We start from the raw sequence: 23,987 nt of genomic DNA on the forward strand, positions 1-23,987 counted from the left end.
AGTAATCTACTGCGTGCGTTTACCTCGGGGTACTGCGAACGTACGACTCCGCCGGCACCGGAAGCATGAGAAGGCCCGGGTGACGCGGAATCCGCCTCACCCGGGCCCTGTGCTGGCGCCTGCCGTCGCGCCCCGCCCAACCGTCCTGTTTCAGGCCCCTGTTGGAGAGGGCTGCTGCCTGCGCACCGCCTCGTCCCACATCGCTCCGGACGCGATCGCCTGCCGCCACTGCCGGATGGCCTTGGGCGGCATGCCGACCGCGAGGGCGCCGGTCACGCGGTCGCCGGTGCGGTACGCGGCGACGAACCGGCGCTCGCCCAGGTCGCCGTCCACCACGGCGACTTCGTCGTGCCCCCGCAGATAGCCGTACGCCTGGATCTTCATGTCGTACTGGTCGGACCAGAAGTACGGCACCGGCGCGAACGGCTTGCGGGCTGCCGGGGCGAGCAGGTTGCGGGCGGCGGCCATGCCCTGTTCGGCGGCGTTGGTGCGGTGCTCGATCCGCATGGCCGTGCCGAACAGGGGGTTGTACCAGCGGGCGACGTCGCCGGCCGCGTACACGTTCCGGGCGGCCTCGCAGTACTCGTCGCAGACCACGCCGTCGCCGACGGTCAGTCCGCTGCCCTCGAGCCACTCGGTGTTCGGCAGCGAGCCGACGGCGACCAGCACCTCGTCGGCCTCGATCACCTCGCCGTCCGCGAGCCGCACCCCGTCCTCGGTCACCTCGCGCACGCTCACCCCGCAGCGCAGGTCCACGCCCCGCTCGAGGTGGGCACGGGTGAGCAGCTCGCCGACCTCCGTGCCGACGGCGTGCGCCAGGGGCACGGGAGCCGGTTCGAGGAGGGTCACCTCGGCGCCGAGCCGCCAGGCCACGGCGGCGGCCTCCGCCCCGAGGAATCCGGCGCCCACCACGACCAGCCGCAGCCCCGGCCCGAGCCGGTCGCGCAGCGTCAGCGCGTCGTCCAGGGTGCGCAGCACATGCGCACCCTCGCCGGGCAGCCGGCGCGCCCGCACTCCGGTGGCCACGATCAGTCCGTCGTAGGGCACTTCGCAGCCGTCCGCCAACCCCACGCTGCTGTCGGCGAGTCGGAGGCCGGTGGCCGGGACACCGAGGCGCAGGTCGAGGTCGAGGGCGGTCAGGTCGGCGGGGGTGCGCAGGGCGAGGCGCCCGGACTCCCACTCCGCGGCGAGCAGTTGCTTGGACAGGGGCGGGCGGTCGTACGGGGGATGCGGTTCGTCGCCCACGAGGGTGAGGGTGCCGTCGTAGCCCTCACGGCGGAGGGTCTCGGCCGCCGCGAGTCCGGCGGCCGAGGCTCCGACGACGACGATGCGCCTCACTGCTCGACCAGTCGGATCGCGGCGGCCGGGCAGACCGCGACGGCTTCCTTGACGTCGTCGAGGAGTTCGGGCGCGGGCTTGTCGTCGAGCAGGATCGCGATGCCGTCGTCGTCCTGGTCGAACACGTCCATCGCGGCGAGCACGCACTGCCCCGAGGCGACGCACTTGTCGGCCTCCAGCTCCACCTTCATGTCAATCCCCTTTGTTTCTTTCGTGGTTGTCGAGGGTTCGCGGGACGGGGAGCCGTCACCAGGCGACGGGCAGCTCATGGACGCCGTAGATGAACGCGTCGTGCTTGAACCTGACGTCCTGAAGGTCGCAGGCGAGCTTCAGCGTGGGGATGCGCCGGTAGAGGGTGCCGTAGACGACCTGGAGCTCCATGCGCGCCAGTGGCTGGCCCAGGCACTGGTGGACGCCGAAGCCGAAGGCGACGTGGCGGCGGGCGTCGCGGGTGATGTCGAGCCGGTCGGGGTCGGGGAACACTTTCGGGTCGCGGTTGCCGATCTCGTTGACCATGATCACGCCCTCGCCGGCCTTGATGACCTGGCCGGCGATCTCGATGTCCTCGGTGACCGCGCGGCGCCGTCCCAGGTGGGTGATGTGCAGGTAGCGCAGTAGTTCCTCGACGGCGGATGCGACGAGTTCGGGGTCGTCGCTCTCGCGCAGCAGGGCGAGCTGGTCGGGGTTCTCCAGGAGGGCGAGGGTGCCCAGGGCGATCATGTTGGCGGTGGTCTCGTGGCCCGCGATCAGCAGGAGCAGCGCCATCTCGGTCGCCTGCTGGTGGTCGATCTCGCCGGCGGTGATGCGCCCGGCGATGCTGGAGAGGAGGTCGTCCTCGGGCTCGGCGAGCCGCTTGCCGATGAGTTCGGCCAGATACGCGGCCACCTCGCGACTTGCCTGTCCCCGCTGTTCGGGGGTGGCGTCGCGGTGGACCATGGTCTTGGTGTTGTCCTGGAAGAAGGCGTGGTCGTCGTAGGGCACGCCGAGCAGTTCGCAGATCACCAGCGAGGGGATCGGCAGGGCGAACGCCTCCACGAGGTCCACCGGCTGCGGTCCGGTCAGCATGTCGTCGATGAGGTCGTCCACGATCCGCTGCACGGCGGGCCGCAGGGCCTCCACCTTCTTGATGGCGAACGGCGCCGTCACCATCCGGCGCAGCCGGGCGTGTTCGGGGTCGTCCATCATGATGAAGCTGAGCTTGCCCTCGCCGGCGTCGGGCGAGGCCTTGGTCGGGTAGCCGGGCCGGTCGGTGTCCGCGCTGACGCGGGAATCGCCCAGGATCGCCCGCTGCTCGGCGTAACGGGTCACGAGCCACGGCTCGCTGCCGTCCCACAGGCGCACCTTGACGAGCGGTGCCTGCTCCTGCAGGTCCTTCAGGGCGGGCGGCGGGTCGAAGGGACAGCGGCCCGCCCGGGGCATCGGGAACTCGGGGGCGGCGTCCGGCACTTCGGGCACGGGTGTGGCCAGGGTGTCGGCCATGGTTCTCCTCGGTGGTGGGGGGCTCCGTTCGGGCGGAGCGCCGGGGTGAAGTGGTCGAGGCCTCGATGAGCACATGCAAACAGAGGGGGCTGACGCCTTCCGGTCAGTCACCTGACAGAAAGCTGACGTGAGCCGGATCACATTGCGAGTTGAGGCGATCGGCGACCGCCCGACACACGGGCAGGATTTTGACAACCCCCTTGCCAAGCAAGTGAGTTGAGGGCATGACGTCACTTCGGACGCGAGCGCCGTACACGCCGTGAGGGGCGGCGCCCCCTGTCAGGTCGCCGCCCCTCACGAGGGCCCGCATACACCGCCAGGTGTTTGCTCTCCGGCTTGTCAGATCTCCGCGTCGGCCTTCCCGAGCCAGTAACCGAAGCCTCTGCGCGTGTGGATCAGGACCGGCGCATCCTCCCGGTCGACTTTGCGGCGAAGGCGGGAGACGAGCTGCTCGATCGCGTTGCCGCCGCGGAAGTCGCCCCAGACGTAGCGGCCGATCTGCTCCTTGGACAGCACCCGGTGCGCGTTGACGAGGAGGTGGCGCAGCAGCCGGTACTCGGCGGGGGTCAGGTCGAGCGCGCGTCTGCCGCGCCGCGCCTGGCACTGGGCGTCGTCGAGGACCAGGTCGCAGTAGGCGAGTCCGCCGTCCCGGCGCGAGCCCCGGTTCGGGCCGCGCAGCAACACCTGCATCCTGGCCAGGACTTCGGCCACCCGGAAGGGCTTGGTCACGTAGTCCTTCTCCCCCAGTCCGAGTTCGGGCAGGAGCCGGTCCAGGGAGTCGTACGCGGTCAGGAAGAGGACCGGCGGCCGGTGGGCGGCGGGCGGGCGGCGCGCCCTGCCGAGGCCCGCCAGGTCCGGCAGCGTGGCGTCGAGGACCACGAGGTCGTAGCGGTGCTGCATGGCTCGCGCCATCGCCTCGGTCCCGGTGCCGGCCAGGCTGATGCGGTAGCCCGCCAGCTCCAGCGTGGTCGACAGCAGTTCGGCCAGATCCGGTTCGCCCGCGACGACCAGGACGTGCTGTCCGGCCCCGCGAGCGAGCGCAGGCCTCTCGCTGACGGTGCCGTTCTGCGACGAGGGGGGCATGCCACTCACCCTACCGTTCTGCTTGCCTAACTCAAGTAAATCGGATCCATTGCTTGACTCAAGTAATCTATCTGTGCTTGCCTGACGCAAGCAACCCGTATCGCCGTACGGGATGAAGTCCCGGTCTCCCCGACCGGCGCCAGGTCCGCGGAGGCGGCGACTCCTCCGCCCCCGCTCGGTTGTCCCAGCCGCTCTCCCCCGGCCGAGCCACGGTTCGGCATTCGCCGTGTCCGGACGCGCCCCAGCGGCGCGGGACCCTCCGAGACGGAAGAGCAGGACACACCGATGAAGACCTCTGTACGAGCCGGGCTGGCCGGGGTGCTCGCTTTCGCCGCGCTGGGCGTCGCGGTCGGCGTCGCCCACCACGACGACGCCGATCCGGCCCCGCCAAAGGGTCCCTACGTCGCGCTGGGCGACTCCTACACCGCCGGTCCGCGCATCCCGGACCAGAACGGCAAACCCGCCGGCTGCGAGCGCTCCGACCGCAACTACCCCGCGCTGGTGGCCCGCCGACTCGGGCTCGCAGCAAGCGACTTCCGCGATGTGAGCTGCAGCGGCGCCACCCTCGCCGACCTGTCCGCCGCGCAGGTCACCGACGACGGCACCAACGCGGCCCAGCTGTCGGCGCTGTCCGCCCGGACGCGGCTGGTGACCCTCGGCATCGGCGGGAACGACATCGGCTTCAGCTCGATGATCAAGCAGTGCGTGGAGCAAGGGGTGTTGTACTACGCACTCAGCCGCGGCGAGCACGCCGGCAAGGACGCCCCGTGCCGCGAGCGGTATGCCTCCGGGGACACCGACGCCGTTCAGGAGAAGATCCACGCGGTGGACGAGCGACTCGCCCGCACCCTCGGCGAGATCAGGCGCCGGGCACCCGAGGCCCGTGTGTACGTCGTCGGGTACCCGGCGATCCTGCCGGCCAAGGACTCCGGCTGCGGCGGCGGGATGGGCCTCGCACCCGGGGACGTCGCCTATCTGCACGCCAAGGAGCAGCAGCTCAACACGGTGCTGCAAAAGCGCGCCGAGGCCGCCGAGGCCGGGTACGTCGACACGTACACGCCCTCCGTGGGCCGCGACGCCTGTTCGGCCCGGGACACGCGCTGGGTGGAGCCGCTCGTGCCCCTCGCGCAGGCCGCCTCCGTCCATCCCAACGAGCGGGGCGAACGGGGCATGGCCGACGCCGTCCTGAAGACGCTCGGCGCCGCCGGCTGAGCACTCAGCGGCCCGGCGCCACCGGAGCCAGCCACAGGCCGACGAGCGCGTCGACGAGGCCGCTCGCCGCGTCGTGCCAGTTGGCGCGGGGCGTGGGCAGGTTCTCGGCGACCGCGCGCTCGCGTTCGGCGGGCATGTGGACGATGAGGTGGCGGGCCATCTCGCCGCGTTCCGCGCGGACTTCTGGGGGCAGCTCGGGCAGACAGCGGGTCAGCCCGTCGATGATCTGCCGCAGGGTCGGGGAGGCGAGGGACTCCTCGACCAGGATCTCGTGGAGCGACGGGTCGGTCATCAGCTGCGCGCAGAACCGCGCGTACCAGGTGGGGCCGCCCAGGTTCGCGAGATGTTCGGGGATCGGGCGCACCAGGCAGTCCGCCCAGTCGCGTACGTCCGTGGAGTCGCCGATCCCGGCCAGCAGCCGGGCCCGGATCTCCTCGATGCGCTCCGCGTGCTTGCGGACGATGGCGCGGACCAGGTCGGCCTTGGTGCCGAAGTGGTAGCCGACGGCCGTGTTGTTGCCCTGTCCGGCGGCCTCGCTGACCTGACGGTTGGAGACGGCGTTCACACCACGCTCGGCGAACAGCCGCTCGGCGGCGGTCAGGATCAGCTCCCGTGTCGCGCTGACCTGTTCCGCCCGCACCGTCCTGCCCGTCATGCTCACCACCGCACCGGGACTTCGCTCAGCCCTCCGACGGCCAGCCCCTCGAGCCGTCGCAGGTCCGCCGGCGGTGCGGCGAGTTCCAGCGACGGAAGCCTACGCAACAGCACGTGAAGCACGGTGCACAGCTCCGCGCGGGCCAGGTCCTGACCCAGACAGGAGTGGGCTCCGGCGCCAAAGGCGAGATGAGGGTTGGGGCCGCGGTCGAGGAGCATCTCGTCGGGCAGGTCGAAGACGCTCTCGTCCCGGTTGGCGGCCGCGGTGCTGCACAGCACGGTCGTGCCGGGCGGCAGCAGGTGGCCTGCGATCTCGAGCGGCTCGTCGAGATAGCGGGGCACGCCGATGCCGGGGTCGGCGTCGAAGCGCAGCGCCTCCTCAACCGCGGGGCCGACCAGCGAGCGGTCGGCGAGCAGCCGTTCCCAGCGGCTGCGGTCGGCCAGGAGCAGGGCCACCGTCTTGCCGATGACGTTCGCGGTGGTCTCGTGCCCGGCGACCAGCAGGGCCTGGCCGGTGAAGACCAGTTCGCGCTCGGACATGGGGTCGCCGTCCGGGTCCCAGGCGACGACGAGGTCGCTGAGCAGGTCGGCGCTGGGCATCTCCCGCTTGGTGTAGACGTGCGCGGCGAGGTAGTCGACGAAGTCGTCCTGCGCCTGCTCGATCTCGTCCTGGCCGTACCGGGTGAGGTTGAGCAGGACGTCGGACCAGTACGAGAACCGGTCGTGGTCCGCGGCCGGGACGCCGAGGAGGTCGCAGATCACCCACAGGGGCAGCGGGAAGGCCAGCTGTGCCCGCAGGTCCGCCGGGTGCCCGTGGGAGACCATGTCGTCGACGAGCTTCTCGGCCACCGCCTCGATGCCCGGCCGCAGCGCGGCCACCCGCTCGGCGGTGAACCACCGGCCCACCGTCCGGCGCCAGCGCCGGTGCGCCTCGCCGCGGGCCGGAATCGCCATCGCCATGTCGCCGCCGAACACCCCGCCCGACTCGTCGTCCGCGAGCCGGGCCGCGCCCTCGGCGCGCAGCATGCTGGCGAACCGCCCGTCGGAGAGCATCCGGCGGACGTCCTCGTGGCGGGTCAGCAGCAGCACCTCGTCCCCGCTGGGCAGGGTCACGGGCGCGAACGGGCAGCGCTCGCGCAGCGCGTCCCACTCGGCGGGCGGCTCCAGGGCCGTAGCGCCGTGCAACGGATAGCTCAGGGGCCGTTCGTCCTCGGTCGGGTGCATACGCCCTCCTCCGTCCGGCGGTCGCCGCACGCTCAGGCAAACGGAGCCTCTAAGGTAAGTCAAGCAGCTGACTTAAACTCGGCCGGGATTTCGGCCCCTCTCCCCCATCGCATGGAGGCTTCTTCATCTGATTTCTCCGTGGATTCTCCGCCCTTCACTTCAGGGCGGGGAGGAAACGGACTCCTGCGGAGCAGGGTGAGGGCATGCGATTCGCCGCCAAGACGGATAGCAGGACTCTGGCCCGCAGTTTGGTCTTCGCATGAGGTTTCACTAGTTTGTGAGCGTGACCCCGACGTGCGTGAAGCGGGCGTTCAAGTACCGCTTCTATCCGAGTGATGCGCAGGCGGCCGAGCTGTCGCGCACGTTCGGCTGCGTGCGCAAGGTCTACAACTTGGCACTCGCCGCCCGCACTCAGGCGTGGGCGCGGCAGGAGCGGGTCAACTACAACCAGACCTCGGCGATGCTGACGGCATGGAAGAAGACCGGGGAGCTGGCGTTCCTCAACGACGTGTCGTCGGTGCCGTTGCAGCAGACGCTGCGGCACTTGCAGACCGCGTTCACCCACTTCTTCGCCAAGCGGGCCAGGTACCCGCGCTTCAAGTCCCGGAAGAAGTCCCGCAAGAGCGCGGAGTACACCACCAGCGGATTCCGCTTCCGGGACGGAAGGCTGACGCTGGCGAAAATGGCGCAGCCGCTGGACATTGTGTGGTCCCGGCCCCTCCCGCAAGGGGCGAGGCCGTCCACCGTGACGGTGTCGCAGGACAGCGCGGGCCGCTGGTTCGTGTCCCTGCTGTGCGAGGACCCGGGCCTGAAGCCGCTTCCGGCCACGGATGCGGCGGTCGGCGTGGATGTCGGCCTGGATCACCTGCTGACCCTGTCCACCGGCGAGAAGATCGCCAACCCCCGGCACGAGCGCCGCGACCGGACCCGGCTCGCCAAGGCCCAGCGCAGCGTTGCCCGTAAGGCCAAGGGAGACGGCGCCAACCGCAGGAAGGCCCGACGCAGGGTCGCGAAGATCCATGCGCGGATCGTCGACCGGCGCCGTGACGGCCTGCACAAGCTGACCACCCGACTCGTTCGTGACAACCAAACGATCGTGATCGAGGACCTGATCGTGCGCAACATGGTCAAGCACCGGAGCCTGGCCCGCGCCATCAGCGACGCGGCATGGGCCGAGTTCCGCAGCCTTCTGGAGTACAAGGCCGCCTGGTACGGGCGGGAAGTGATCGCGGTCGATCGCTTCTTCCCCTCCTCCAGGCTGTGCTCCCACTGCGGCACGCTCGCCGAGAGCATGCCGCTGCACGTCCGCACCTGGACATGCGACTGCGGCACGACCCACGACCGGGACGTGAACGCGGCGAAGAACCTTCTGGCCGCCGGACGGGCGGTGTCGGCCTGTGGAGCCGGTGTAAGACCTCAACGGATAACTCCGGGCGGGCAGTCGGCGATGAAGCAGGAAGTCTCACAGCGCGAGCCATGAGAATCTCCCTCCCCCAGGAGGGAGAGCGTCAAGTCCGACGCCCTTCCCAGAAAAACAACACCAACCCGCGGCCGTCAGGCGGCGCGGCCATGCGCCGTGGTGGCGGTCTGGCCTTCGCCGACATCATCGGCTCGCTGATGCAGACGCTGGGCATCCCGATCGTCCCGGAGCTGCCCAGGTTGCTGGACGCTCCCTCGTCGGACACCGCGTCGGCCGTGACGGCCACGTTGCTCGCCACCGCCGTGGCCACGCCCGTGGTCGGCTGGCTCGGCGACATGTCGGCAAGCCGCGCATGCTGCTGGTGACCGGACCGCGCCCGCAGCGCCTGCCGCGGCGAGCGGATCGCCGGCCGACGGTCCGCGGCCATCAGGCGGGCTTCCTGCGGCCGCGCAGCAGGCTGACCCCCGCTCCGAGGGAGACGACGCCCATGCCGACGGCGGTCAGCACGCCCTGCGCGCCGTCGACGGCGAAGGGGGCCACGGCCGCGACGGCGAGGTTGAACAGGAACAGGAACCAGAGCACGGGCCGCGACGCCAGCAGGGGCTTCATCGGTGCTTCCTTCCGGGACGGTGAACGGTTCGAACGTGTGCCGCAAACCCTTCCGTCGCGGGCCCGCCGCTTCGATGGAGTGCGCTCCCGAACCGGTGGTGCAGCCAGCTCCACCACCGCTGCGACGACGTCCCGGTCGTGCTCCGGGATGACGGTGACGGACCGTCTACTGCGTTCTCAGTAGGCCCGATTGTCGGCAGACGCACGACGACCGGACGGCTCCGTCCCGGGAGTCTGGGCAGGTACCCGAGATCGGATGGGGGACCCCCGTTTCCATGGCAACTTTCCTGTGCCGGCTGGGCCGACTGGCCTTCCGGCGGCGCCTGCTGTTCGTCCTGTTGTGGGTGGTGGTGCTCGGCGCCGTCGGTGCCGCAGCCGCCACCGCCCCCGCCGCCGAGGACAGGACCGACTCCATGCCCGGCATCGAGTCGCAGAAGGCGTTCGACCTGCTGGAGCAGCGCTTCCCCGGCACCACCGCGAACGGCGCGAGCTCCCGCGTCGTGTTCGTCGCGCCCGGCGGGCAGAAGGTCACCGCCACCGCCAACCGCACGGTGATCGAGAAGTTCGTGAAGGAGGCGGCCGACGGCTCCCAGGTCTCCGGCGCCGTCGATCCCTTCCAGGCGCAGGCGGTGAGCAAGGACGGCTCGACCGCGTACTCGACGGTCTCCTTCAACACCAGGGCCGACGACCTCACCGACGCCGGCAGGAAGCACCTCGAGACCGCCATCGACCGGGCCCGGGACTCGGGGCTGACCGTCGAGGTCGGCGGTACGGCCCTGGCCTCCAAGCCGGCCGCGGGCGGCGCGGCCGAGGCGATCGGCATCGGGATCGCCGCCGTGGTGCTGCTGCTGACCTTCGGCTCGCTGGCCGCGGCCGGACTGCCGCTGCTGACCGCGGTGGTCGGCGTCGGTGTCAGCATGGCCTCGATCCTCGCCCTGGCGAACGCCTTGGGGCTGTCGTCGACGACGGGCACGCTGGCCACGATGCTGGGCCTCGCGGTGGGCATCGACTACGCCATGTTCGTCGTCTCCCGCTTCCGCGAGGAACGCGCCAAGGGGCGCGCACCGCAGGACGCGGCGGGGCTCGCCGCCGGGACCGCGGGCTCGGCCGTCGTCTTCGCCGGGCTCACCGTGGTCATCGCGCTGGCCGGCCTGTCGGTGGTGGGCATCCCGATGCTCACCAAGATGGGCCTGGCGGCGGCCGGCGCGGTCGTCGTCGCCGTACTGATCTCGCTGACGCTCGTGCCGGCCCTGCTCGGCTGGTGGCCCAACGCCGTCCTCGCGCGCTCCGCCCGCAGAAGCGGCCGTATCCAGGAGGCGGGCGAGAACAACGGGGGCAGCCGCTGGGCCCGGTTCGTGCTGCGCCGACCGGCCGCGGTACTGCTGCTGAGCGTCGTGGGCCTGGGTGCGCTCGCCGTACCGGTGACGGATCTGCAGCTGGGCATGCCCGGCGACGAGGTCAAGTCGACGTCGACCACCGAACGGCGCGCCTACGACGCCCTCGCCAAGGGCTTCGGCCCGGGCTTCAACGGGCCACTGACGATCGTCGTGGACGCCAAGGGGGCCAGTGACCCCGAGGGCGCCGTGACGGCGATCTCCGAGAAGATCGCCGGGGAGAAGGGCGTCGTGTCCGTCTCGCCGGCCCGGTTCAACGCGGCCGGGGACACCGCGGTGTTCGCCGCCACCCCCGCCACCGGCCCCAGCGACAAGAAGACCCAGGACCTGGTGGGCGCCATCCGCGACCACCGCCCCGCCATCGACGCCTCGACCGGGGCGACCTTCGAGGTCACCGGCACGACCGCGCTGAACATCGACATCTCCGAGAAGACGCAGTCCGCGCTGATCCCCTACCTCACGGTCGTGGTCGGCCTGGCCTTCGTCCTGCTGCTGGTGGTCTTCCGGTCCGTCCTGGTCCCCCTCAAGGCGGCCCTGGGCTTCCTCCTGTCCGTCCTCGCCGCGCTCGGCTCGGTCGTCGCGGTCTTCCAGTGGGGCTACGGCGCAGGGCTGCTGGGCGTGGCGGAGACCGGCCCGATCATGAACCTGATGCCGATCTTCCTGGTGGGCATCGTGTTCGGCCTCGCCATGGACTACGAGGTCTTCCTCGTCGCCCGGATCCGGGAGGCGTACGTCCACGGGGACCCGCCCGGCCGGGCCGTCACCAGCGGCTTCCGGCACAGCGCCCGGGTCGTCGTGGCCGCCGCCGCAATCATGATCGCGGTGTTCTCGGGCTTCATCGGCGCCGGCGAATCGATGATCAAGATGATCGGGTTCGGTCTGGCCGCGGCCGTCCTGCTGGACGCGTTCGTCGTCCGCATGGCGTTCGTACCGGCCGTGCTCGCCCTGCTCGGCAAGGCGGCCTGGTGGCTGCCGCGGTGGCTGGACCGGGCGCTGCCCGTCGTCGACGTCGAGGGCGAGGCGCTCACCCGCACGGACCCCGCCGGCCCGGCCCCCGCCGAGCCCGCCGTACGGGAGTCCGCCCGCATCTGACCAGTCCCTCTTGCCCCGAGAGGGTCGCCCGTGTCGCCGGACACGGGCGACCCTCGCCCGTCGTTCCCGGCGGGCATCGCCCACCATGGCTTCCAGGACCCGACCGGAGAGGCGCGATGAGCATCCCTTGGCAGCGATACGCGGACGACCACGTCCGCACCGTCGACACCATGACGTCCGCGCTGCTGTTCGCCGCGTTCCTCTTCGGCAGCGAGATCCGCGTGCCCGGCACCGACCGGCCGGACTCGGTGGGCCTGACGATCCTCCTGGCGGCCGTCTCCTGCGGTGCCCTGTTCTGGCAGCGCAGCCACCCCCGCACCGTCGTCACCGTGACCGCCCTCGGTGCCGCGGCCACCGCCGCGCTGGGCCATCTGCTCACACCGCTGGTGCTCGCGCCGGTCATGCTCGCCCTCCTGCGGCTGGCCGTCACCACCGACCGCCCCACCACCCGGATCTTCTTCTTCGCCACCCTCGCGGTGGTGGTGACCCCGGCCTTCCTCGTCGACCCCAACGACCACCCCTGGCCCCTGAAGACCCTCGGCCCCGCCGCCTGGCTGCTGCTCCCGGTCGCCACCGGCACCACGATCCGGATACGGGGCGCCTACCTGGAGGCCGTCCAGGCCCGCGCCGAATACGCCGAACGCAGCCGGGAGGAGGAGGCACGCCACCGGGTCGCCGAAGAACGCATGCGCATCGCCCGCGAGCTGCACGACGTCGTCGCCCACCACCTGGCCCTGGCCAACGCCCAGGCCGGCACCGCGGCACACCTGGCCCGCACCCATCCCGAACAGGTCCAGAAGATCCTCACCGACCTCGCCGGTACGACGTCCTCGGCACTGCGCGAGATGAAGTCCACCGTGGGCCTGCTGCGCCAGCAGGACGACCCCGACGCTCCCCTCGCCCCGACCCCCGGCCTCGGCCAACTCGCCGAGCTGACGGACGCGTTCAAGTCCACGGGCCTGACCGTCAAAGTGATCACGGAGGGCCCGTCCCGGCCGCTGACACCCGGCGTGGACCTGACCGCCTACCGCATCGTGCAGGAGGCACTGACCAACGTCACCAAGCACGCCGCGGCCGAGGCGGCGCACGTACACCTCCACTACGGCGACGACCAGCTCACCATCAGCGTCACGGACGACGGCACCTCCACCACACCCACGGTCCCCGCCCCGGGCCACGGCTTCGGCCTGATAGGCATGCGGGAGCGTGCCAGGTCCGTCGGCGGCGCCCTCCAGGCCGGCCACCGGCTCGAGGGCGGCTACGAGGTCACCACCCGACTGCCCCTGTACCCCACCGCACCCTGACCCACCGTGAGACGACAGGAACGGACACCATGACCATCCGCGTGCTGCTCGCCGACGACCAGGCCCTGCTGCGGGCCACGTTCCGGATCCTGATCGACTCCTGCGACGACATGGAGGTGGTCGGCGAGGCCACCGACGGCGGCGAGGCCGTCGCCCTCGCACGCGTGCACCGCCCCGACCTCGTCCTGATGGACATCCGCATGCCCGGCACCGACGGCCTGGCCGCCACGTCCGCGATCTGCGCCGACCCCGACCTCGCAGGCACACGCGTGCTGATCCTCACCACGTTCGAGATCGACGAGTACGTCGCCCAGGCGCTGCGGGCCGGGGCGAGCGGCTTCCTCGGCAAGGACGTGACCGCCGACGCACTCCTGGACGGCATCCGGACCGTGGCCGCCGGCGAGTCCCTGCTCTCCCCGCTCGCCACGCGCGCCCTGATCACGCGCTTCCTCACCGCGCCCGCGCAGGGCGCACGGCTGGCGGCGGCCGAGGACCTGGCCGCACTCACCGCGCGCGAGCGGGAGGTGATGGCCTGGGTGGCCGAGGGCCACTCCAACGAGGAGATCGCCGAGAAGCTCTTCGTCAGCCCCTTGACCGTACGCACCCACGTCCATCGCGCGATGACGAAACTGGGCGCCCGCGACCGCGCCCAACTGGTCGTCATCGCCTACCAGTCGGGCCTCGTCCAGGCCCCGGCGCCCGGAGAGCGCTGAGCAGCCGGCCCGCGGAGGTTCCACGGGCCCCCGAGCGGCCCATGGGCAGCGCCGTTCAGGGGAAACCGGCGGGCGGGGCGAGTGGCGGCGGACGGCACCGTCGACAACTCACCACGTGACCCTCCCGCTCATCCCGCCCATGCTCGCCACGGCCGGCACCCTGCCGTCGGCCGCGCAGGACGCCCGCTGGGCCTACGAGACCAAGCAGGACGGCCAGCGCGTGGTGGCCTACCTCGAAGGCGACGGCAGCCTGCTGCTGCGCGCCCGCTCCGGCGAGGACATCACCGCCGCCTATCCCGAACTGCAGCCGCTGGGCACTGCGCTCGGCACGACACCCGCCGTACTGGACGGGGAGGTGCTGGCCCTGGACGAACAGGGCCGCGCCGACTTCCAGTTGCTGCAGTCCCGCATGGGACTGGCCCACGCGCCGGCCAAGGCCGCCCGCCAGGCGGCGAAGGTGCCCGTGCACCTCGTCCTGTTCGACGTGATGCACCTGGCGGGCCAGGACCTCCTCGCACACGCCTACGCCCGGCGGCGCGGGATGCTGGAGCAGCTCGCTCTCGACGGCCCGTTCTGGTCCACCCCGGCCGCACTCGTCGGAAACGGCGAGCACGCCCTCCAGGCCACCCGCGAGCACGGCCTGGAGGGCCTGGTCTGCAAGCGGCTGGACTCGGCGTACGAGCCCGGGGTGCGCTCCCGGGCCTGGATCAAGATCCGCAACATGCACAGCGAGGACGTGATCGTGGGCGGCTGGCTGCCGGGCAAGGGGCGGCTGTCGGGACTGCCCGGCGCCGTCCTGCTCGGCCAGCGGGCCGCGGGACGCCTGCGGTACGTCGGCAACGTGGGCACCGGCTGGAGCGAGGCCGAGCGGACCGAACTCGCCGGGCTGCTGCGGGCGGGCGCGACCGACGTGTGCCCCTTCGACCCCGTCCCGCAGATCACGGCCGCGCACTGGGTCGTGCCCCGCCTGGTCGGCGAGGTCCGCTACAGCACGCGCACCAGGGCCGGACTGCTGCGCCAGCCGTCCTGGCTGCGGCTGCGCCCGGACCTCGCGCCGGAGGACTCGTCGGCCGACCGGCCGGACGATCCGGCCTGACACCCCGTCACAATCCGAACATTGGGCTGCGCTTCACTCCTGATACGCCTGCGACATCTTGGCCCGGAAGTGAAAACCCGGGATGCTGAACTCCCTTGCCCCCCACAGCCGTTGGGCTGCGCCCGGACCAAGAGGAGGACGCAGTGTCGTCACCCGTGTTCAAGACACACCGCAGGAGATGGCTGACCGGTCTCGCCGGCGCCGCCGCCCTCGTCGTCGCCTTCCCCACCGCCGCCTTCGCCGCCCCGCCGCAGGCGCTGCCCGCCAATGCCGAGTCCGCGGAGTTCACGTACCAGCCGGCGTTCGACTACGACACGGACGGCTGCTACTCCACCCCGGCCATCGGCCCCGACGGCACGATCAACGGCGGCCTGAAGCCGACCGGTGCCCTCAACGGGCAGTGCCACGACGCCTCGGACCTCGACAACACCAACAGCTACTCGCGCTACAAGTGCAACAACGGCTGGTGCGCGTACCTGTACGGCCTGTACTTCGAGAAGGACCAGGCCGTGGCGGGCAGCAGTATCGGCGGGCACCGCCACGACTGGGAGCACGTGGTGATCTGGGTGCAGGACAACCAGATCAAGTACGTCTCCACCTCCAACCACGGCTCGTTCACCGTGCACGCGGCCTCGGACGTGCGCTTCGAGGGCAGCCACGCGAAGATCGTCTACCACAAGGACGGCATCAGCACGCACTGCTTCCGGCTGGCCAACTCCAACGACGAGCCGCCGGAGAACGACAAGCACACCTGGCAGTACCCGCCGCTGGTCGGCTGGAACGGCTACCCGGCCGGACTGCGCGACAAGCTGAGCGCCTACGACTTCGGCAGCGCCAACTTCGGCCTGAAGGACAGCAATTTCGCCTCGCACCTGTCGTCGGCGAAGCCGTCCGGCATCGCGTTCGACCCGAACGCCTGAACCCCCGGGGCGGCTCCCCTTGCAGAGCTCCACGGCCGTGGTGGAAGCCGCCCGTTTCACGGTGGATCTGGTCCTCGGGGTCTAGGACCCGCGCCGCGTCCGGCTTCCGTCCCGCGCCCGATCCGCCGTCCCGGTCGGCTGCCTAGCGTCGTGGCATGGACACGAGCGACACGAGCGGGCAGCTCGAAGAAGCCCTGGAACGACTCCACGCCTCGGGACCTGAGCGACTGGGACGGCTCAGCAACCACGCCCCGATGGTCGTCGAGGCGCTCGCCGCACACGGCCAGGCGGACGCCGTGCACCGTTGGATCGACCGGTACCGGGCCAAGCTCGAGGACTTCCCCGACCGCACGGCCCCCGTCACCGCAGCCAACTGGCCCTCGGCGCTGGGCGATCCACGCCGGGCCGCCGACTGGATCGACCACTTCTCCCGCGCCCTCGCCCAGCAGCCGTGGCAGAGCGTCCTTGCCGAGTGGTGGCCGCGCCTGCTGCCCGGCCTGTACGGCGGCGCCACCCACCCGGTGATCCGGGTCGGCCACGCCGTACGCAGCCTGGAGTCCGGCGAGAACCAGCCCCGCCTCGCCGAACTCGCCCACGCCCTGGGCTACTGGGCGGCCGTGCACCACACCGTGTCCGGCGTCGCCCTGCTGCCCGGTGCCGCGACCGCCGCGGAATCCCTGGACGGGGTTCCCGCGATCCCCGAGGGGTTGCGGGGCTTCTCCACCCGTTTGGCAGCGGTACGCCAACTCCCGCTCTGGGCGGGCGATGTGGCCGACCCGGACATCGCACGGGAGCGGCTCACCGAGCTGGTGGCGGCCGCGACGCACCGGTACGCCAGCCACGGCCACGGCGAGGAGACCATGCTCGTCCACGCGGCCACGGCCCCCAACGCCGTGCTGCGCACCCTGAGTTCGCTGCCTCGGCAGCTGTGGGCACCCAGTCTGCATGCGGCTTGGACGGCGTCCGCGGCGGTCACCGCGATGTACACCCCCGCCGAACCGGTCGACTACACGCCTCCGGCGCGCCTGACGGCCGAGGAGGTCGTGGAGCGGGCGCTCGCGCACGGCGACGAGCACGTCATCAAGTTCACCGACACCGCCCTGGACGTCGGCGACGACCGGGCCCTTGTGGCGGCGCAGCGCGCGATCGAACTCAGCGTGCCGCTGGCCTAGTCGGTGCTCACCAGGGCGTCTCCGAGGGCCGTCCGCCCGTAGAGCACGTAGTAGCCCTGGCGCCGTGAGTCGAGCAGGCCCGCCTCGCGCAGCGCCGTGAGGTGGGCCGACACGGTGGACGGGGCCAGGGTGTGCCGGCGGGCCAGGTCCGTGGTCGAGGCGGGGGTGGTCAGGCCGGTGAGGAGGGCGGCGCGCTGGTGGCCGAGGAGGCGGGCGAGGGCCTGCGGCGGGCGCGGCACCGGGGCGGTGTGCAGGCGGCCCATGCCGCGGGCGGGGTAGATGACGGTCGGTTGCCAGGGTCGGGCGAAGCCGCTGACCACGTCCGGCCACACGAACACGCTCGGCATGAGCAGGACGCCGCGCCCGTCGGGCCGTTGGGCCTCGGCCTGGTCCTCGTATCTGCGCAGGGTGAGGGTGTGGCCGGCCCAGTCGACGGTGGGGTGCAGGCCGGTGAGCAGCGCGTCGAGACCGCCGTCGGCGGCCCTGCGGGAGCGGTGGGCGATGTCGGCCTCCAGGACGGCGCGGTGGCGCGGCCAGTCCGGGGCGAGCAGGGCGTGCCAGGCCAGTTCGGTGAGGTCGGCAAGTCGGCGGACGGTGCCGGCCGGGTCGTCGAGTGCGGCGCGGGCCTGCGGCGACTCGGCGAGACCGGGCGTGCAGGAGAGCGAACGGGCCATCTCGGCGCGGGCCAGGCCGGGTTCGGTGGCGCGCATGCGGGCCAGTTCGTCGTCGATGGTGGGGTACGGCTCGTCGGGCGGCGGGCCGAGGAAGTCCGGGGTGTAGCCGCCGGGTCGCGGGACGAACAGCCACAGGGGCGACAGGTCGAGGCCTTCCAGGGTGCGGCCCATGCGGCGCAGCCAGGCGTGGTGGTAGCCGTGCCGGGCGGGGCGGCGCAGCATCCGCAGCGCCTCGTGGGTCTGGCACAGGGGTGAGATCGCGAACCGGCAGCGTGTCAGGTCGTCGGCGCCCAGATGCAGGGTCAACGGCAAGGCGGCCTCCGTGAGCGCGTCCGATTCGGTCTGGATCGAAACAGTAGAAGCCCTCCCCCTGGGACCAGCACGCTTGCCCCGGCCGTTTCCCGACACCGGCTGTTTCGCGAAACCCTGGAGGGCTCCTGGATGGGCAGCGTACGTCCGGCCGCGTGGCGCAGGGGCGCCGTCGTCGCGGCGCTGATGCTGGCGGCTTTCACCTTCAACACCGCAGAGAACCTGCCCGTGGGCCTGCTGTCGCTGATGGCGGCCGACCTCGGGGTGTCGCTCGGGGCGGTGGGCGCGCTGGTCACCGGGTACGGCCTGACGGTGGCCGTGGTGTCGCTGCCGGCCGCCCATGTCACGGGGTCCGTGCCGCGCCGGTTTCTGCTCGCCGGGCTCCTGGGGCTGTTGGCCGTGGCCAGCTGGGTGTCGGCGCTGGACGCCGTCTCGTACGGGCCGCTGCTCGCGGCGCGAGTGGTCACCGCGCTCGCGCAGGCCGCGTTCTGGGTGGTGATGGGGCCGGTCGCGGTCGGGCTGTTCCCGCCCGGACGGCGGGGCCGGGTCATGGGGTTGCTGTCGGTCGGCGGTTCGCTGGCCACGGTGCTCGGCGTGCCGGCCGGGACCTGGCTGGGCGGTCACGGCGGCTGGCGGGCGCCGTTCGTCGTGCTCGGCGTGCTCGCGCTCGTCTCCCTCGTCCTCATCGCCGTGCTGCTGCCGACCTCCCGGCCCCAGGAGAATCACGCGGCGTACGGCACCGCCCCGGACCGGCGCCGGTTCCTCGTCGTCGTCGCCACCACCGCCCTGTCGGTGACCGGGATGTTCGCCGGATTCACGTACGTCGCCGCCCTGCTCGAGGACGTCAGCGGGTTCGACGAGGACGCGGTGAGCGGTGTGCTGTTCGCGTTCGGCGTGGCCGCACTGGCCGGTGTCACGCTCACCGGGCCGCTCCTGGACCGTTTCCCGCGCGCCACCCTCACCGTGCCGGTGGCGACGCAGGCGACGGCCCTGCTGGGCCTGTACGCGGCCGGGAGCAGTCGGGTGGCGGCGGTCGGACTGCTCATGCTGCTCGGCGCCTCGGTCGCGCCCGTCTTCATGGCGACGCAGAGCCAGGTGCTGCGGGTGGCGCCGGGCCGCACCGAGACGGCGCTCGCGGCCAACTCGGCCGCCTTCAACGTGGGGGTGGCCGCCGGGGCGCTGCTCGGCGCGGGGCTGCTGCCGGTCGTCGGGGTGCGCGGCACGTTCCTGGCCGGCGGGCTGCTCACGGTGGGCGCGCTCGCGGTGCTGGCCTGGCCGGAGCCCAGGGTGTCGGCCGCGGTAGCGGAGCCGCGGTAAACCCTTGGATCACCGGTGCCGGGGCTGGCTAGTGTGCGCGCATGGACACGAAGGAGGGCTGGCTCTGCGCACGGCAGTTGTTCGAGGGGCTGCGGGAGCACACAGGCGCGGACGTGTACGGCACGGTGGTGGAGCCGTGGCTGGAGCGAGCGGCGGGCGAGTACCGCGCGAAGCTCGTCGCGGGGGCGGGGCTGCTGCCGCGGTGGGCCGCGGAGGGGCCGGACGCGGGGTGCCAGGAGCTGCTGTGGGAGCTGTATGCGCTGAGCCGCGTCAGTGACGTGCTCCTGCTGGCGTTTCAGCCGCACACCGGGCGGGACGAGCCGTGGTCGTCGGCCGTGACCATGGGTCAGTACCTGGAGCTGTTCGGGCGGCTCGGCATGACGTCGTTCGAGGAGAGCGGCGTGTTCGATCCGTTCCTGCACGAGATCGTCGAGGTCGAGCAGGCCGAGGATCCGGACGAGCCGGTCCGGATCACCGGGGTCGTGTGGCCCGGGCTGTGGCTGGGACCGCTGCTGTTCGGCCGGGCCGGGGTCCGGGTGCGCGCGGGGGTCCGGCATGCCGAGCGCGGTGTGGCGGACCGGTCCCCGCTCTACTGGGCATACCGGCGCCGGCACCGCCCGACCGTCGATCTGTCCCAGGGCTGGGGGCACAACTCGCAGTGGCGCACGGACCTGCGGGTGGACCTGCGCACCGCTGCGGGCGCGGAGCTCAACGCCTTGGCGGACGGCGACGGCATCGACGTGGAGTGGACCGGCTCCGTGCTGACGCCGGACGAGCGGTGCGAACTCCTGCGTCACCGCTGCCTGGTGCGCACCCCGGCCAGGGCCGCCGAGCTCGCCGGGACGCCGGGCTGGCAGGAGGACCTCTTCCCCTTCGACTGGCGGCTGCCCGCGGTGTGATCCGGCCCCCGAATGGGGCCGTACGGCACGGGAGGCCCCTTTGGAAGGTCTATCGTGTCCGCATGTCCGTCCCCGAACTGATCCGTATCGTCTCCCGCGACTCGCCGATGGCGCTCGCCCAAGTGGAGCGTGTCCGCGCCGAGTTGGCCGTCCTGCATCCCGGTGTGCGCACCGAGGTGGTGCCGGTGAAGACGACCGGTGACAAGTGGATGGGCGCGCTGTCCAAGGTGGAGGGCAAGGGGGCGTTCACCAAGGAGGTGGACGCCGCGCTGCTGGCCGGCGAGGCCGATCTCGCGGTGCACTGCCTCAAGGACGTGCCGGCCGACCGGCCGCTGCCGGCGGGCACGACGTTCGCCGCGTTCCTGAAGCGGGACGACGTCCGTGACGCCCTGGTGCATCCGGACGGCCTCACGCTGGACGAGCTTCCGGAGGGGACCCGGGTCGGCACCTCCGCGGTGCGCCGCGTCGCCCAACTCGCCGCCACCCACCCGCACCTGGAGTGCGTACCGTTCCGCGGCAACGCCAACCGGCGGCTGGCGAAGCTGGCGGCCGGCGAGGCGGACGCGCTGCTGCTCGCGGCGGCGGGCCTGGAGCGCATCGGACGCCAGGACGTGATCACCGAGACTCTCTCGCCGGAGACGATGATGCCGTCGATCGGCGCGGGCATCCTCGCCCTGCAGTGCCGGGAGGGCGACACCGACCTCATCGACGCGGTCAGCGCTCTGGGTGACCCGGACACACACCGGGAGGCCACCGCGGAGCGGATGTTCCTGCATGTGCTGCAGGGGCACTGCAACAGCCCGATCGCCGGGTACGCGCGCGTGGACCAGGGGGGCGAACTGTCCCTCCGCGCCTGCGTGTTCACCCCGGACGGCAAGACCCGGCTGAAGGCCCACGAGTGGGCGGGCCGACTCGACCCCGCGACGCTGGGAACGTCGGTCGCCGTAGCGCTGCTGCGTCAGGGCGCACGCGAGATCATCGACGGCATCCCGCACTGAGACGGACGGGCGCCGCTCAGGCGGTGCCCTCTTCCGCCTGGTCCCGCAGGAAGTTGCTCACCTGGTGGGCCAGGCCCTCCCGTCCCGCCTTCGCGTGGGCGCAGGCGGGCTCCTCGTGCAGGCCGATGCCGCCCGCCCACAGTCGGCGGTCGGTCCACTCCTCCTCGACGCGCAGCTGGACCTGCACGTCGACCTGGCTCAGGGCGGCCTCCGGGCCCGCTGCGAACAGCACGGCGGTGGCCCGGCGCAGCGGGTAGACGTCGAAGCCCTCGATGAACTGCGAGTTGCGCCAGTCGATGAACGCGGCCTCGCCGTCGGGGCCGATCCTGACGTCGATCTGGCCGTCCTCGAGGGTGACGCCGAGGTGCCGGCTGCCGCGGTTCTCCACGGTCACCCGGAGGCTGAAGTACGTCAGCCCGGCGGCCGCGTCGTCCCGTCCGCGCGGCGGCTCGGCGGCTTCCAGTCGGTGGACGCGCAGACGCAGACCGGCATGCTCGTCGTACTCCTGCCAGTCCCCGACCACGTTCGGCTCGTACACAGTCCACCTCTTCGACCTCAGAGAGCTGCTTCCTATCTGTGCCCTGAGCGCACTGTCAAATGAGCAGAATGCGCTGTGGCCAGCGGCTTCGCCCCCTTTGATCAGTGATCAAGCCGTGCGCAGGAACAATCGGCACACGGGCGCGGCCGGCGCGTGTGCGCGCGTGCCGCACATCACGTTCCGAAGGGCATGATCAGCGGGCCAGCCGGCCGAGGAGCGAGGAGGCGGCCGTGATGCCGAGTGCGGCGGCCACGAACAGCACCGCCAGATCGAGGGCCACGTGCGCGTGCGTGCCGAGGAGGAGGCCGCGCAGGGCGTCGACCTGATAGCTCAGGGGGTTGACCTTGCTGATGGCCTGGAGCCAGCCCGGCATGATGGACACGGGATACAGGGCGTTGGAGCCGAAGAACAGCGGCATGGTGATGGCCTGTCCGATGCCCATGAGGCGGTCGCGGCTGAGGACGATGCCGGCGATGGTCATCGACAGGCAGGAGAAGAAGGCGGACCCGAGGACCACGATCGCCGCGACGCCGAGCAGTTTCAGGGGGTTCCAGGTCAGTGCCACGCCGAGGAGCGCGGCGATGACGATGACCACGACGGCCTGGATCAGCGACTTCACCCCGGCCGCGAACGCCTTGCCGGTGATCAGCGCCGAGCGCGGGGTCGGCGTGACCAGCAGCTTGTTGAGGATGCCGGCGTCGCGCTCCCAGATGATCTGGATGCCGTAGAAGATGGCGATGAACATCGCGGACTGGGCGATGATGCCGGGCGCCAGGTAGTCGACGTAGGGGATGCCGCCGGTGGGGATCGCCTTGATGCGGGTGAAGGTCTGGCCGAAGATCAGCAGCCACAGGGCGGGCTGCACGGCGCGGGTGTAGAGCTCGGTGCGGTCGTGGCGCAGTTTCTGCAGTTCGACGGCGCACATCGCGACCACCCGGGCGGGCAGCAGCCGCCAGCCCGCGCGGGGCTGGGGCGGCTTGAGCAACAGATCGATGCCGTCGGCCGGGGTGCGGTCAGCCGACGCGGTTCGCGGTGCGGCGGGTGCTTCGGACATCGCGGAAATCTCCTGCCTGGTCGTCGAGGCCGCTGCCGGCGACGTCGCGGAAGACGTCCTCCAGGGTCGGCAGGGTGTCCGTGCCCCGGCTTTCGGCGAGCCCCTCCCTGAGTTCGGTGGGGGTGCCCAGGGCCCGGATGCGGCCGCGGTGCATCAGGCCGACCCGGTCGCAGTAGTGGTCGGCCTCGTCCATGTAGTGGGTGGTCACCAGCACGGTCATGCCGGTGGCGGCGCGCACGGCGTTGATGTGCTCCCACACGTCGGTGCGGGCGATCGGGTCGAGGCCGATGGTCGGCTCGTCGAGGATCAGCAGCCGGGGCGCGCTGACCAGAGCCTGGGCGAGTTCGAGGCGGCGGACCATGCCGCCGGAGTAGGTGCCGGCGAGCCGGTCGGCGGCGTCGGTGAGGTCGACGGCGGCCAGGGCCTGGCCGACGCGTGCGTCGCGTTCGCGGCGCGGGACGTCGAAGACGCGGGCGAACAGGGCGATGTTCTCGCGTCCGGTCAGGCCGGCGTCGGCGGACAACTGCTGCGGTACGTAGCCCAGCAGACGGCGTACGGCCATGCGGTCCCTGGCGGCGTCGTGGCCGAAGACGCGGACCATGCCGGCGGGGACCGGGAGCAGGGTGGTGATGCATCGGATCGCGGTGGTCTTGCCGGCGCCGTTGGGGCCGAGGAGTCCGAAGACCTCGCCCTCCCCCACTGACAGTTCGAGCCCGTCCACCGCCTGGGTGTCGCCGAAGGAGTAGGCGAGTCCGGTGCAGGCGACGGCCTCCGCCTGGTCGGTGTCTGCGTCCCGCGTCATGTCTCCTCGGCCTCCTCGTGCAGGTTGTCGGCCAGTGTCCGCAGCGCCGGGATCGCCGCGGCGAGCGCCTCCCGGTCCGCTTCGTCGAGTCCGGCCAGTCCGTCTCGTACGAGTTCACCGCGCCGCTTGCGCCACTCGGCGAGCCGGGCTTCGGCCGCGGCGGTGGGCATCAGGCGCGCGGCGCGCCGGTCGGCGGGGTCGGTCTCGCGGACCAGATAGCCCTGCCGGGAGAGCTGGTTGACCAGCGTCGACACCGAATTGCTCGCCAGGTACAGGTCCTTGGCGGCGTCCGAGATGCCGATGCCGGGCTGCGCCACGACCAGGCGCAGCAGCTCGACCTCGGCGCCGCGCAGCTGCGGGGCGATCTGCCGGCGCAGTCGGCGCCGCAGGAGTCGCTGGACGCCGATGAGGGCGTCGATCAGCTCGTCCGGGAAGGTTTCCGGTTCCACATCAACAGATTAGCTCTGTAGCAGAGGTAATGAGCCCAAGCGGCGGTAAAGCGTGGCGGTGCACAGTCGCAGGACCGCGGAGCGTCACCGCAGCGTCCGGATTGTTTCGTATGCCCCATCCCGGGCATCTGCATGGAGTGCTTCGGACAGGAGGCACGTCCACGGGAGCCGGTCAGGCCCCGGATGTCTCCATGTCCGAGCCCGCATCTCCCGTGGTGTCCGTCCCTCCGGCACCGC

General features: G+C 71.8%; 23 protein-coding genes and 1 pseudogene. 12 read left to right on the forward strand and 12 right to left on the reverse strand.

Translation table 11 applies throughout. From position 1 onward, the window contains the following. Positions 1 to 150 precede the first annotated feature (150 nt). The 4 genes from ABZ880_RS31110 to ABZ880_RS31125 all read right to left on the reverse strand — a co-directional run bounded on the left by ABZ880_RS31110 (position 151) and on the right by ABZ880_RS31125 (position 3,900). A complete protein-coding gene (locus ABZ880_RS31110) occupies positions 151 to 1,338 on the reverse strand; it encodes an FAD-dependent oxidoreductase (protein ID WP_361269406.1) in 1,188 nt (395 codons plus the stop codon). Next, on the reverse strand, positions 1,335 to 1,529 hold the full coding sequence (locus tag ABZ880_RS31115; RefSeq protein ID WP_361269409.1) for a ferredoxin: 195 nt from the start codon (positions 1,527 to 1,529) through the stop codon (positions 1,335 to 1,337). The genes ABZ880_RS31110 and ABZ880_RS31115 overlap by 4 nt, the downstream gene beginning before the upstream one ends. 55 nt (positions 1,530 to 1,584) lie before the next feature. Continuing rightward, a complete protein-coding gene (locus ABZ880_RS31120; protein ID WP_361269411.1) occupies positions 1,585 to 2,817 on the reverse strand; it encodes a cytochrome P450 in 1,233 nt (410 codons plus the stop codon). A 339-nt stretch (positions 2,818 to 3,156) separates the two neighbouring features. Next, complete coding sequence (locus ABZ880_RS31125) at positions 3,157 to 3,900, reverse strand: response regulator transcription factor (protein WP_361269414.1); 744 nt, start codon at positions 3,898 to 3,900, stop codon at positions 3,157 to 3,159. Between the two features lie 285 nt (positions 3,901 to 4,185). Here ABZ880_RS31125 and ABZ880_RS31130 point away from each other — a divergent pair, with 285 nt between their 5' ends. Then, on the forward strand, positions 4,186 to 5,112 hold the full coding sequence (locus ABZ880_RS31130) for an SGNH/GDSL hydrolase family protein (RefSeq protein ID WP_361269417.1): 927 nt from the start codon (positions 4,186 to 4,188) through the stop codon (positions 5,110 to 5,112). 4 nt (positions 5,113 to 5,116) lie between these two features. On the opposite strand, the gene ABZ880_RS31135 is transcribed toward ABZ880_RS31130, so the two are convergent. Both ABZ880_RS31135 and ABZ880_RS31140 read right to left on the reverse strand, forming a co-directional pair. After that, on the reverse strand, positions 5,117 to 5,767 hold the full coding sequence (locus ABZ880_RS31135) for a TetR family transcriptional regulator (protein ID WP_361269419.1): 651 nt from the start codon (positions 5,765 to 5,767) through the stop codon (positions 5,117 to 5,119). A 2-nt stretch (positions 5,768 to 5,769) separates the two neighbouring features. Continuing rightward, positions 5,770 to 6,990 carry a cytochrome P450 gene (locus ABZ880_RS31140; RefSeq protein WP_361269422.1) on the reverse strand — a complete coding sequence of 407 codons (1,221 nt, stop codon included), beginning with the start codon at positions 6,988 to 6,990 and terminating at the stop codon, positions 5,770 to 5,772. Between the two features lie 277 nt (positions 6,991 to 7,267). Here ABZ880_RS31140 and ABZ880_RS31145 point away from each other — a divergent pair, with 277 nt between their 5' ends. Next, positions 7,268 to 8,470: an RNA-guided endonuclease TnpB family protein gene (locus ABZ880_RS31145; protein ID WP_361269425.1), complete on the forward strand. Its 1,203-nt coding sequence runs from the start codon at positions 7,268 to 7,270 to the stop codon at positions 8,468 to 8,470. Positions 8,471 to 8,559: 89 nt separating this feature from the next. After that, positions 8,560 to 8,748, forward strand: a pseudogene (locus ABZ880_RS31150) (MFS transporter); the annotation flags it as partial. 88 nt (positions 8,749 to 8,836) lie between these two features. On the opposite strand, the gene ABZ880_RS31155 reads toward ABZ880_RS31150, so the two are convergent. Further along, positions 8,837 to 9,019, reverse strand: coding sequence for a hypothetical protein (locus ABZ880_RS31155; protein ID WP_361269427.1), 183 nt, complete (start codon positions 9,017 to 9,019; stop codon positions 8,837 to 8,839). A 275-nt stretch (positions 9,020 to 9,294) separates the two neighbouring features. Here ABZ880_RS31155 and ABZ880_RS31160 point away from each other — a divergent pair, with 275 nt between their 5' ends. The 6 genes from ABZ880_RS31160 (at position 9,295) to ABZ880_RS31185 (ending at position 16,710) form a co-directional block, all read left to right on the forward strand. Further along, on the forward strand, positions 9,295 to 11,505 hold the full coding sequence (locus ABZ880_RS31160; RefSeq protein ID WP_361269430.1) for an MMPL family transporter: 2,211 nt from the start codon (positions 9,295 to 9,297) through the stop codon (positions 11,503 to 11,505). Between the two features lie 116 nt (positions 11,506 to 11,621). Further along, positions 11,622 to 12,809, forward strand: coding sequence for a sensor histidine kinase (locus ABZ880_RS31165; protein WP_361269432.1), 1,188 nt, complete (start codon positions 11,622 to 11,624; stop codon positions 12,807 to 12,809). Positions 12,810 to 12,838: 29 nt separating this feature from the next. Continuing rightward, entirely contained in the window at positions 12,839 to 13,522 is a 684-nt protein-coding gene (locus ABZ880_RS31170) for a response regulator transcription factor (RefSeq protein WP_361269435.1), read from the forward strand. A gap of 115 nt (positions 13,523 to 13,637) precedes the next feature. Beyond that, the gene (gene ligD, locus ABZ880_RS31175) at positions 13,638 to 14,618 is read left to right on the forward strand and encodes a non-homologous end-joining DNA ligase (RefSeq protein ID WP_361269437.1); all 981 of its coding nucleotides are present in this window, start codon (positions 13,638 to 13,640) and stop codon (positions 14,616 to 14,618) included. 143 nt (positions 14,619 to 14,761) lie between these two features. After that, positions 14,762 to 15,538 carry an NPP1 family protein gene (locus ABZ880_RS31180; protein WP_361269440.1) on the forward strand — a complete coding sequence of 259 codons (777 nt, stop codon included), beginning with the start codon at positions 14,762 to 14,764 and terminating at the stop codon, positions 15,536 to 15,538. A 155-nt stretch (positions 15,539 to 15,693) separates the two neighbouring features. Further along, positions 15,694 to 16,710 (forward strand): questin oxidase family protein, encoded by a 1,017-nt coding sequence (locus ABZ880_RS31185; protein WP_361269443.1) that lies wholly within the window; start codon positions 15,694 to 15,696, stop codon positions 16,708 to 16,710. Here the strand turns inward: ABZ880_RS31185 and ABZ880_RS31190 are convergent. Further along, positions 16,707 to 17,696 carry a DUF5937 family protein gene (locus ABZ880_RS31190; protein WP_361269445.1) on the reverse strand — a complete coding sequence of 330 codons (990 nt, stop codon included), beginning with the start codon at positions 17,694 to 17,696 and terminating at the stop codon, positions 16,707 to 16,709. The genes ABZ880_RS31185 and ABZ880_RS31190 overlap by 4 nt on opposite strands. A 129-nt stretch (positions 17,697 to 17,825) precedes the next feature. On the opposite strand from ABZ880_RS31190, the gene ABZ880_RS31195 reads away from it, so the two are divergent. The 3 genes from ABZ880_RS31195 to hemC all read left to right on the forward strand — a co-directional run bounded on the left by ABZ880_RS31195 (position 17,826) and on the right by hemC (position 20,907). Then, complete coding sequence (locus ABZ880_RS31195) at positions 17,826 to 19,010, forward strand: MFS transporter (protein WP_361269447.1); 1,185 nt, start codon at positions 17,826 to 17,828, stop codon at positions 19,008 to 19,010. A gap of 41 nt (positions 19,011 to 19,051) precedes the next feature. Beyond that, a complete protein-coding gene (locus ABZ880_RS31200; RefSeq protein WP_361269449.1) occupies positions 19,052 to 19,909 on the forward strand; it encodes a hypothetical protein in 858 nt (285 codons plus the stop codon). Between the two features lie 62 nt (positions 19,910 to 19,971). Then, positions 19,972 to 20,907: a hydroxymethylbilane synthase gene (gene hemC / locus ABZ880_RS31205; RefSeq protein WP_361269452.1), complete on the forward strand. Its 936-nt coding sequence runs from the start codon at positions 19,972 to 19,974 to the stop codon at positions 20,905 to 20,907. 16 nt (positions 20,908 to 20,923) lie between these two features. Here hemC and ABZ880_RS31210 read toward each other — a convergent pair whose 3' ends face one another. From ABZ880_RS31210 to ABZ880_RS31225, 4 genes are all read right to left on the reverse strand, one after another. Continuing rightward, positions 20,924 to 21,445, reverse strand: coding sequence for a hypothetical protein (locus tag ABZ880_RS31210; RefSeq protein ID WP_361269455.1), 522 nt, complete (start codon positions 21,443 to 21,445; stop codon positions 20,924 to 20,926). A 193-nt stretch (positions 21,446 to 21,638) separates the two neighbouring features. Then, the gene (locus ABZ880_RS31215; protein ID WP_361269458.1) at positions 21,639 to 22,499 is read right to left on the reverse strand and encodes an ABC transporter permease; all 861 of its coding nucleotides are present in this window, start codon (positions 22,497 to 22,499) and stop codon (positions 21,639 to 21,641) included. Then, a complete protein-coding gene (locus ABZ880_RS31220) occupies positions 22,459 to 23,301 on the reverse strand; it encodes an ATP-binding cassette domain-containing protein (protein ID WP_361269460.1) in 843 nt (280 codons plus the stop codon). The genes ABZ880_RS31215 and ABZ880_RS31220 overlap by 41 nt, the downstream gene beginning before the upstream one ends. Next, on the reverse strand, positions 23,298 to 23,750 hold the full coding sequence (locus ABZ880_RS31225; RefSeq protein ID WP_361269462.1) for a MarR family winged helix-turn-helix transcriptional regulator: 453 nt from the start codon (positions 23,748 to 23,750) through the stop codon (positions 23,298 to 23,300). Before ABZ880_RS31225 ends, ABZ880_RS31220 begins: the two co-directional genes overlap by 4 nt. Between the last annotated feature and the right edge of the window lie 237 nt (positions 23,751 to 23,987).

Source organism: Streptomyces sp. NPDC047043 (assembly GCF_040644055.1).
In the GTDB taxonomy this organism is placed as follows: Bacteria; Actinomycetota; Actinomycetes; order Streptomycetales; family Streptomycetaceae; genus Streptomyces.

Bases quoted from the DNA above. Each gene is read 5' to 3' on its own strand.
- ABZ880_RS31115 (WP_361269409.1), bottom strand. From the start codon at position 1,529: ATGAAGGTGGAGCTGGAGGCCGACAAGTGCGTCGCCTCGGGGCAGTGC.
- ABZ880_RS31120 (WP_361269411.1), bottom strand. From the start codon at position 2,817: ATGGCCGACACCCTGGCCACACCCGTGCCCGAAGTGCCGGACGCCGCC.
- ABZ880_RS31125 (WP_361269414.1), bottom strand. From the start codon at position 3,900: ATGCCCCCCTCGTCGCAGAACGGCACCGTCAGCGAGAGGCCTGCGCTC.
- ABZ880_RS31130 (WP_361269417.1), top strand. From the start codon at position 4,186: ATGAAGACCTCTGTACGAGCCGGGCTGGCCGGGGTGCTCGCTTTCGCC.
- ABZ880_RS31135 (WP_361269419.1), bottom strand. From the start codon at position 5,767: ATGACGGGCAGGACGGTGCGGGCGGAACAGGTCAGCGCGACACGGGAG.
- ABZ880_RS31140 (WP_361269422.1), bottom strand. From the start codon at position 6,990: ATGCACCCGACCGAGGACGAACGGCCCCTGAGCTATCCGTTGCACGGC.
- ABZ880_RS31155 (WP_361269427.1), bottom strand. From the start codon at position 9,019: ATGAAGCCCCTGCTGGCGTCGCGGCCCGTGCTCTGGTTCCTGTTCCTG.
- ABZ880_RS31160 (WP_361269430.1), top strand. From the start codon at position 9,295: ATGGCAACTTTCCTGTGCCGGCTGGGCCGACTGGCCTTCCGGCGGCGC.
- ABZ880_RS31165 (WP_361269432.1), top strand. From the start codon at position 11,622: ATGAGCATCCCTTGGCAGCGATACGCGGACGACCACGTCCGCACCGTC.
- ABZ880_RS31170 (WP_361269435.1), top strand. From the start codon at position 12,839: ATGACCATCCGCGTGCTGCTCGCCGACGACCAGGCCCTGCTGCGGGCC.
- ABZ880_RS31185 (WP_361269443.1), top strand. From the start codon at position 15,694: ATGGACACGAGCGACACGAGCGGGCAGCTCGAAGAAGCCCTGGAACGA.
- ABZ880_RS31195 (WP_361269447.1), top strand. From the start codon at position 17,826: ATGGGCAGCGTACGTCCGGCCGCGTGGCGCAGGGGCGCCGTCGTCGCG.
- ABZ880_RS31200 (WP_361269449.1), top strand. From the start codon at position 19,052: ATGGACACGAAGGAGGGCTGGCTCTGCGCACGGCAGTTGTTCGAGGGG.
- hemC (WP_361269452.1), top strand. From the start codon at position 19,972: ATGTCCGTCCCCGAACTGATCCGTATCGTCTCCCGCGACTCGCCGATG.
- ABZ880_RS31215 (WP_361269458.1), bottom strand. From the start codon at position 22,499: ATGTCCGAAGCACCCGCCGCACCGCGAACCGCGTCGGCTGACCGCACC.
- ABZ880_RS31220 (WP_361269460.1), bottom strand. From the start codon at position 23,301: ATGACGCGGGACGCAGACACCGACCAGGCGGAGGCCGTCGCCTGCACC.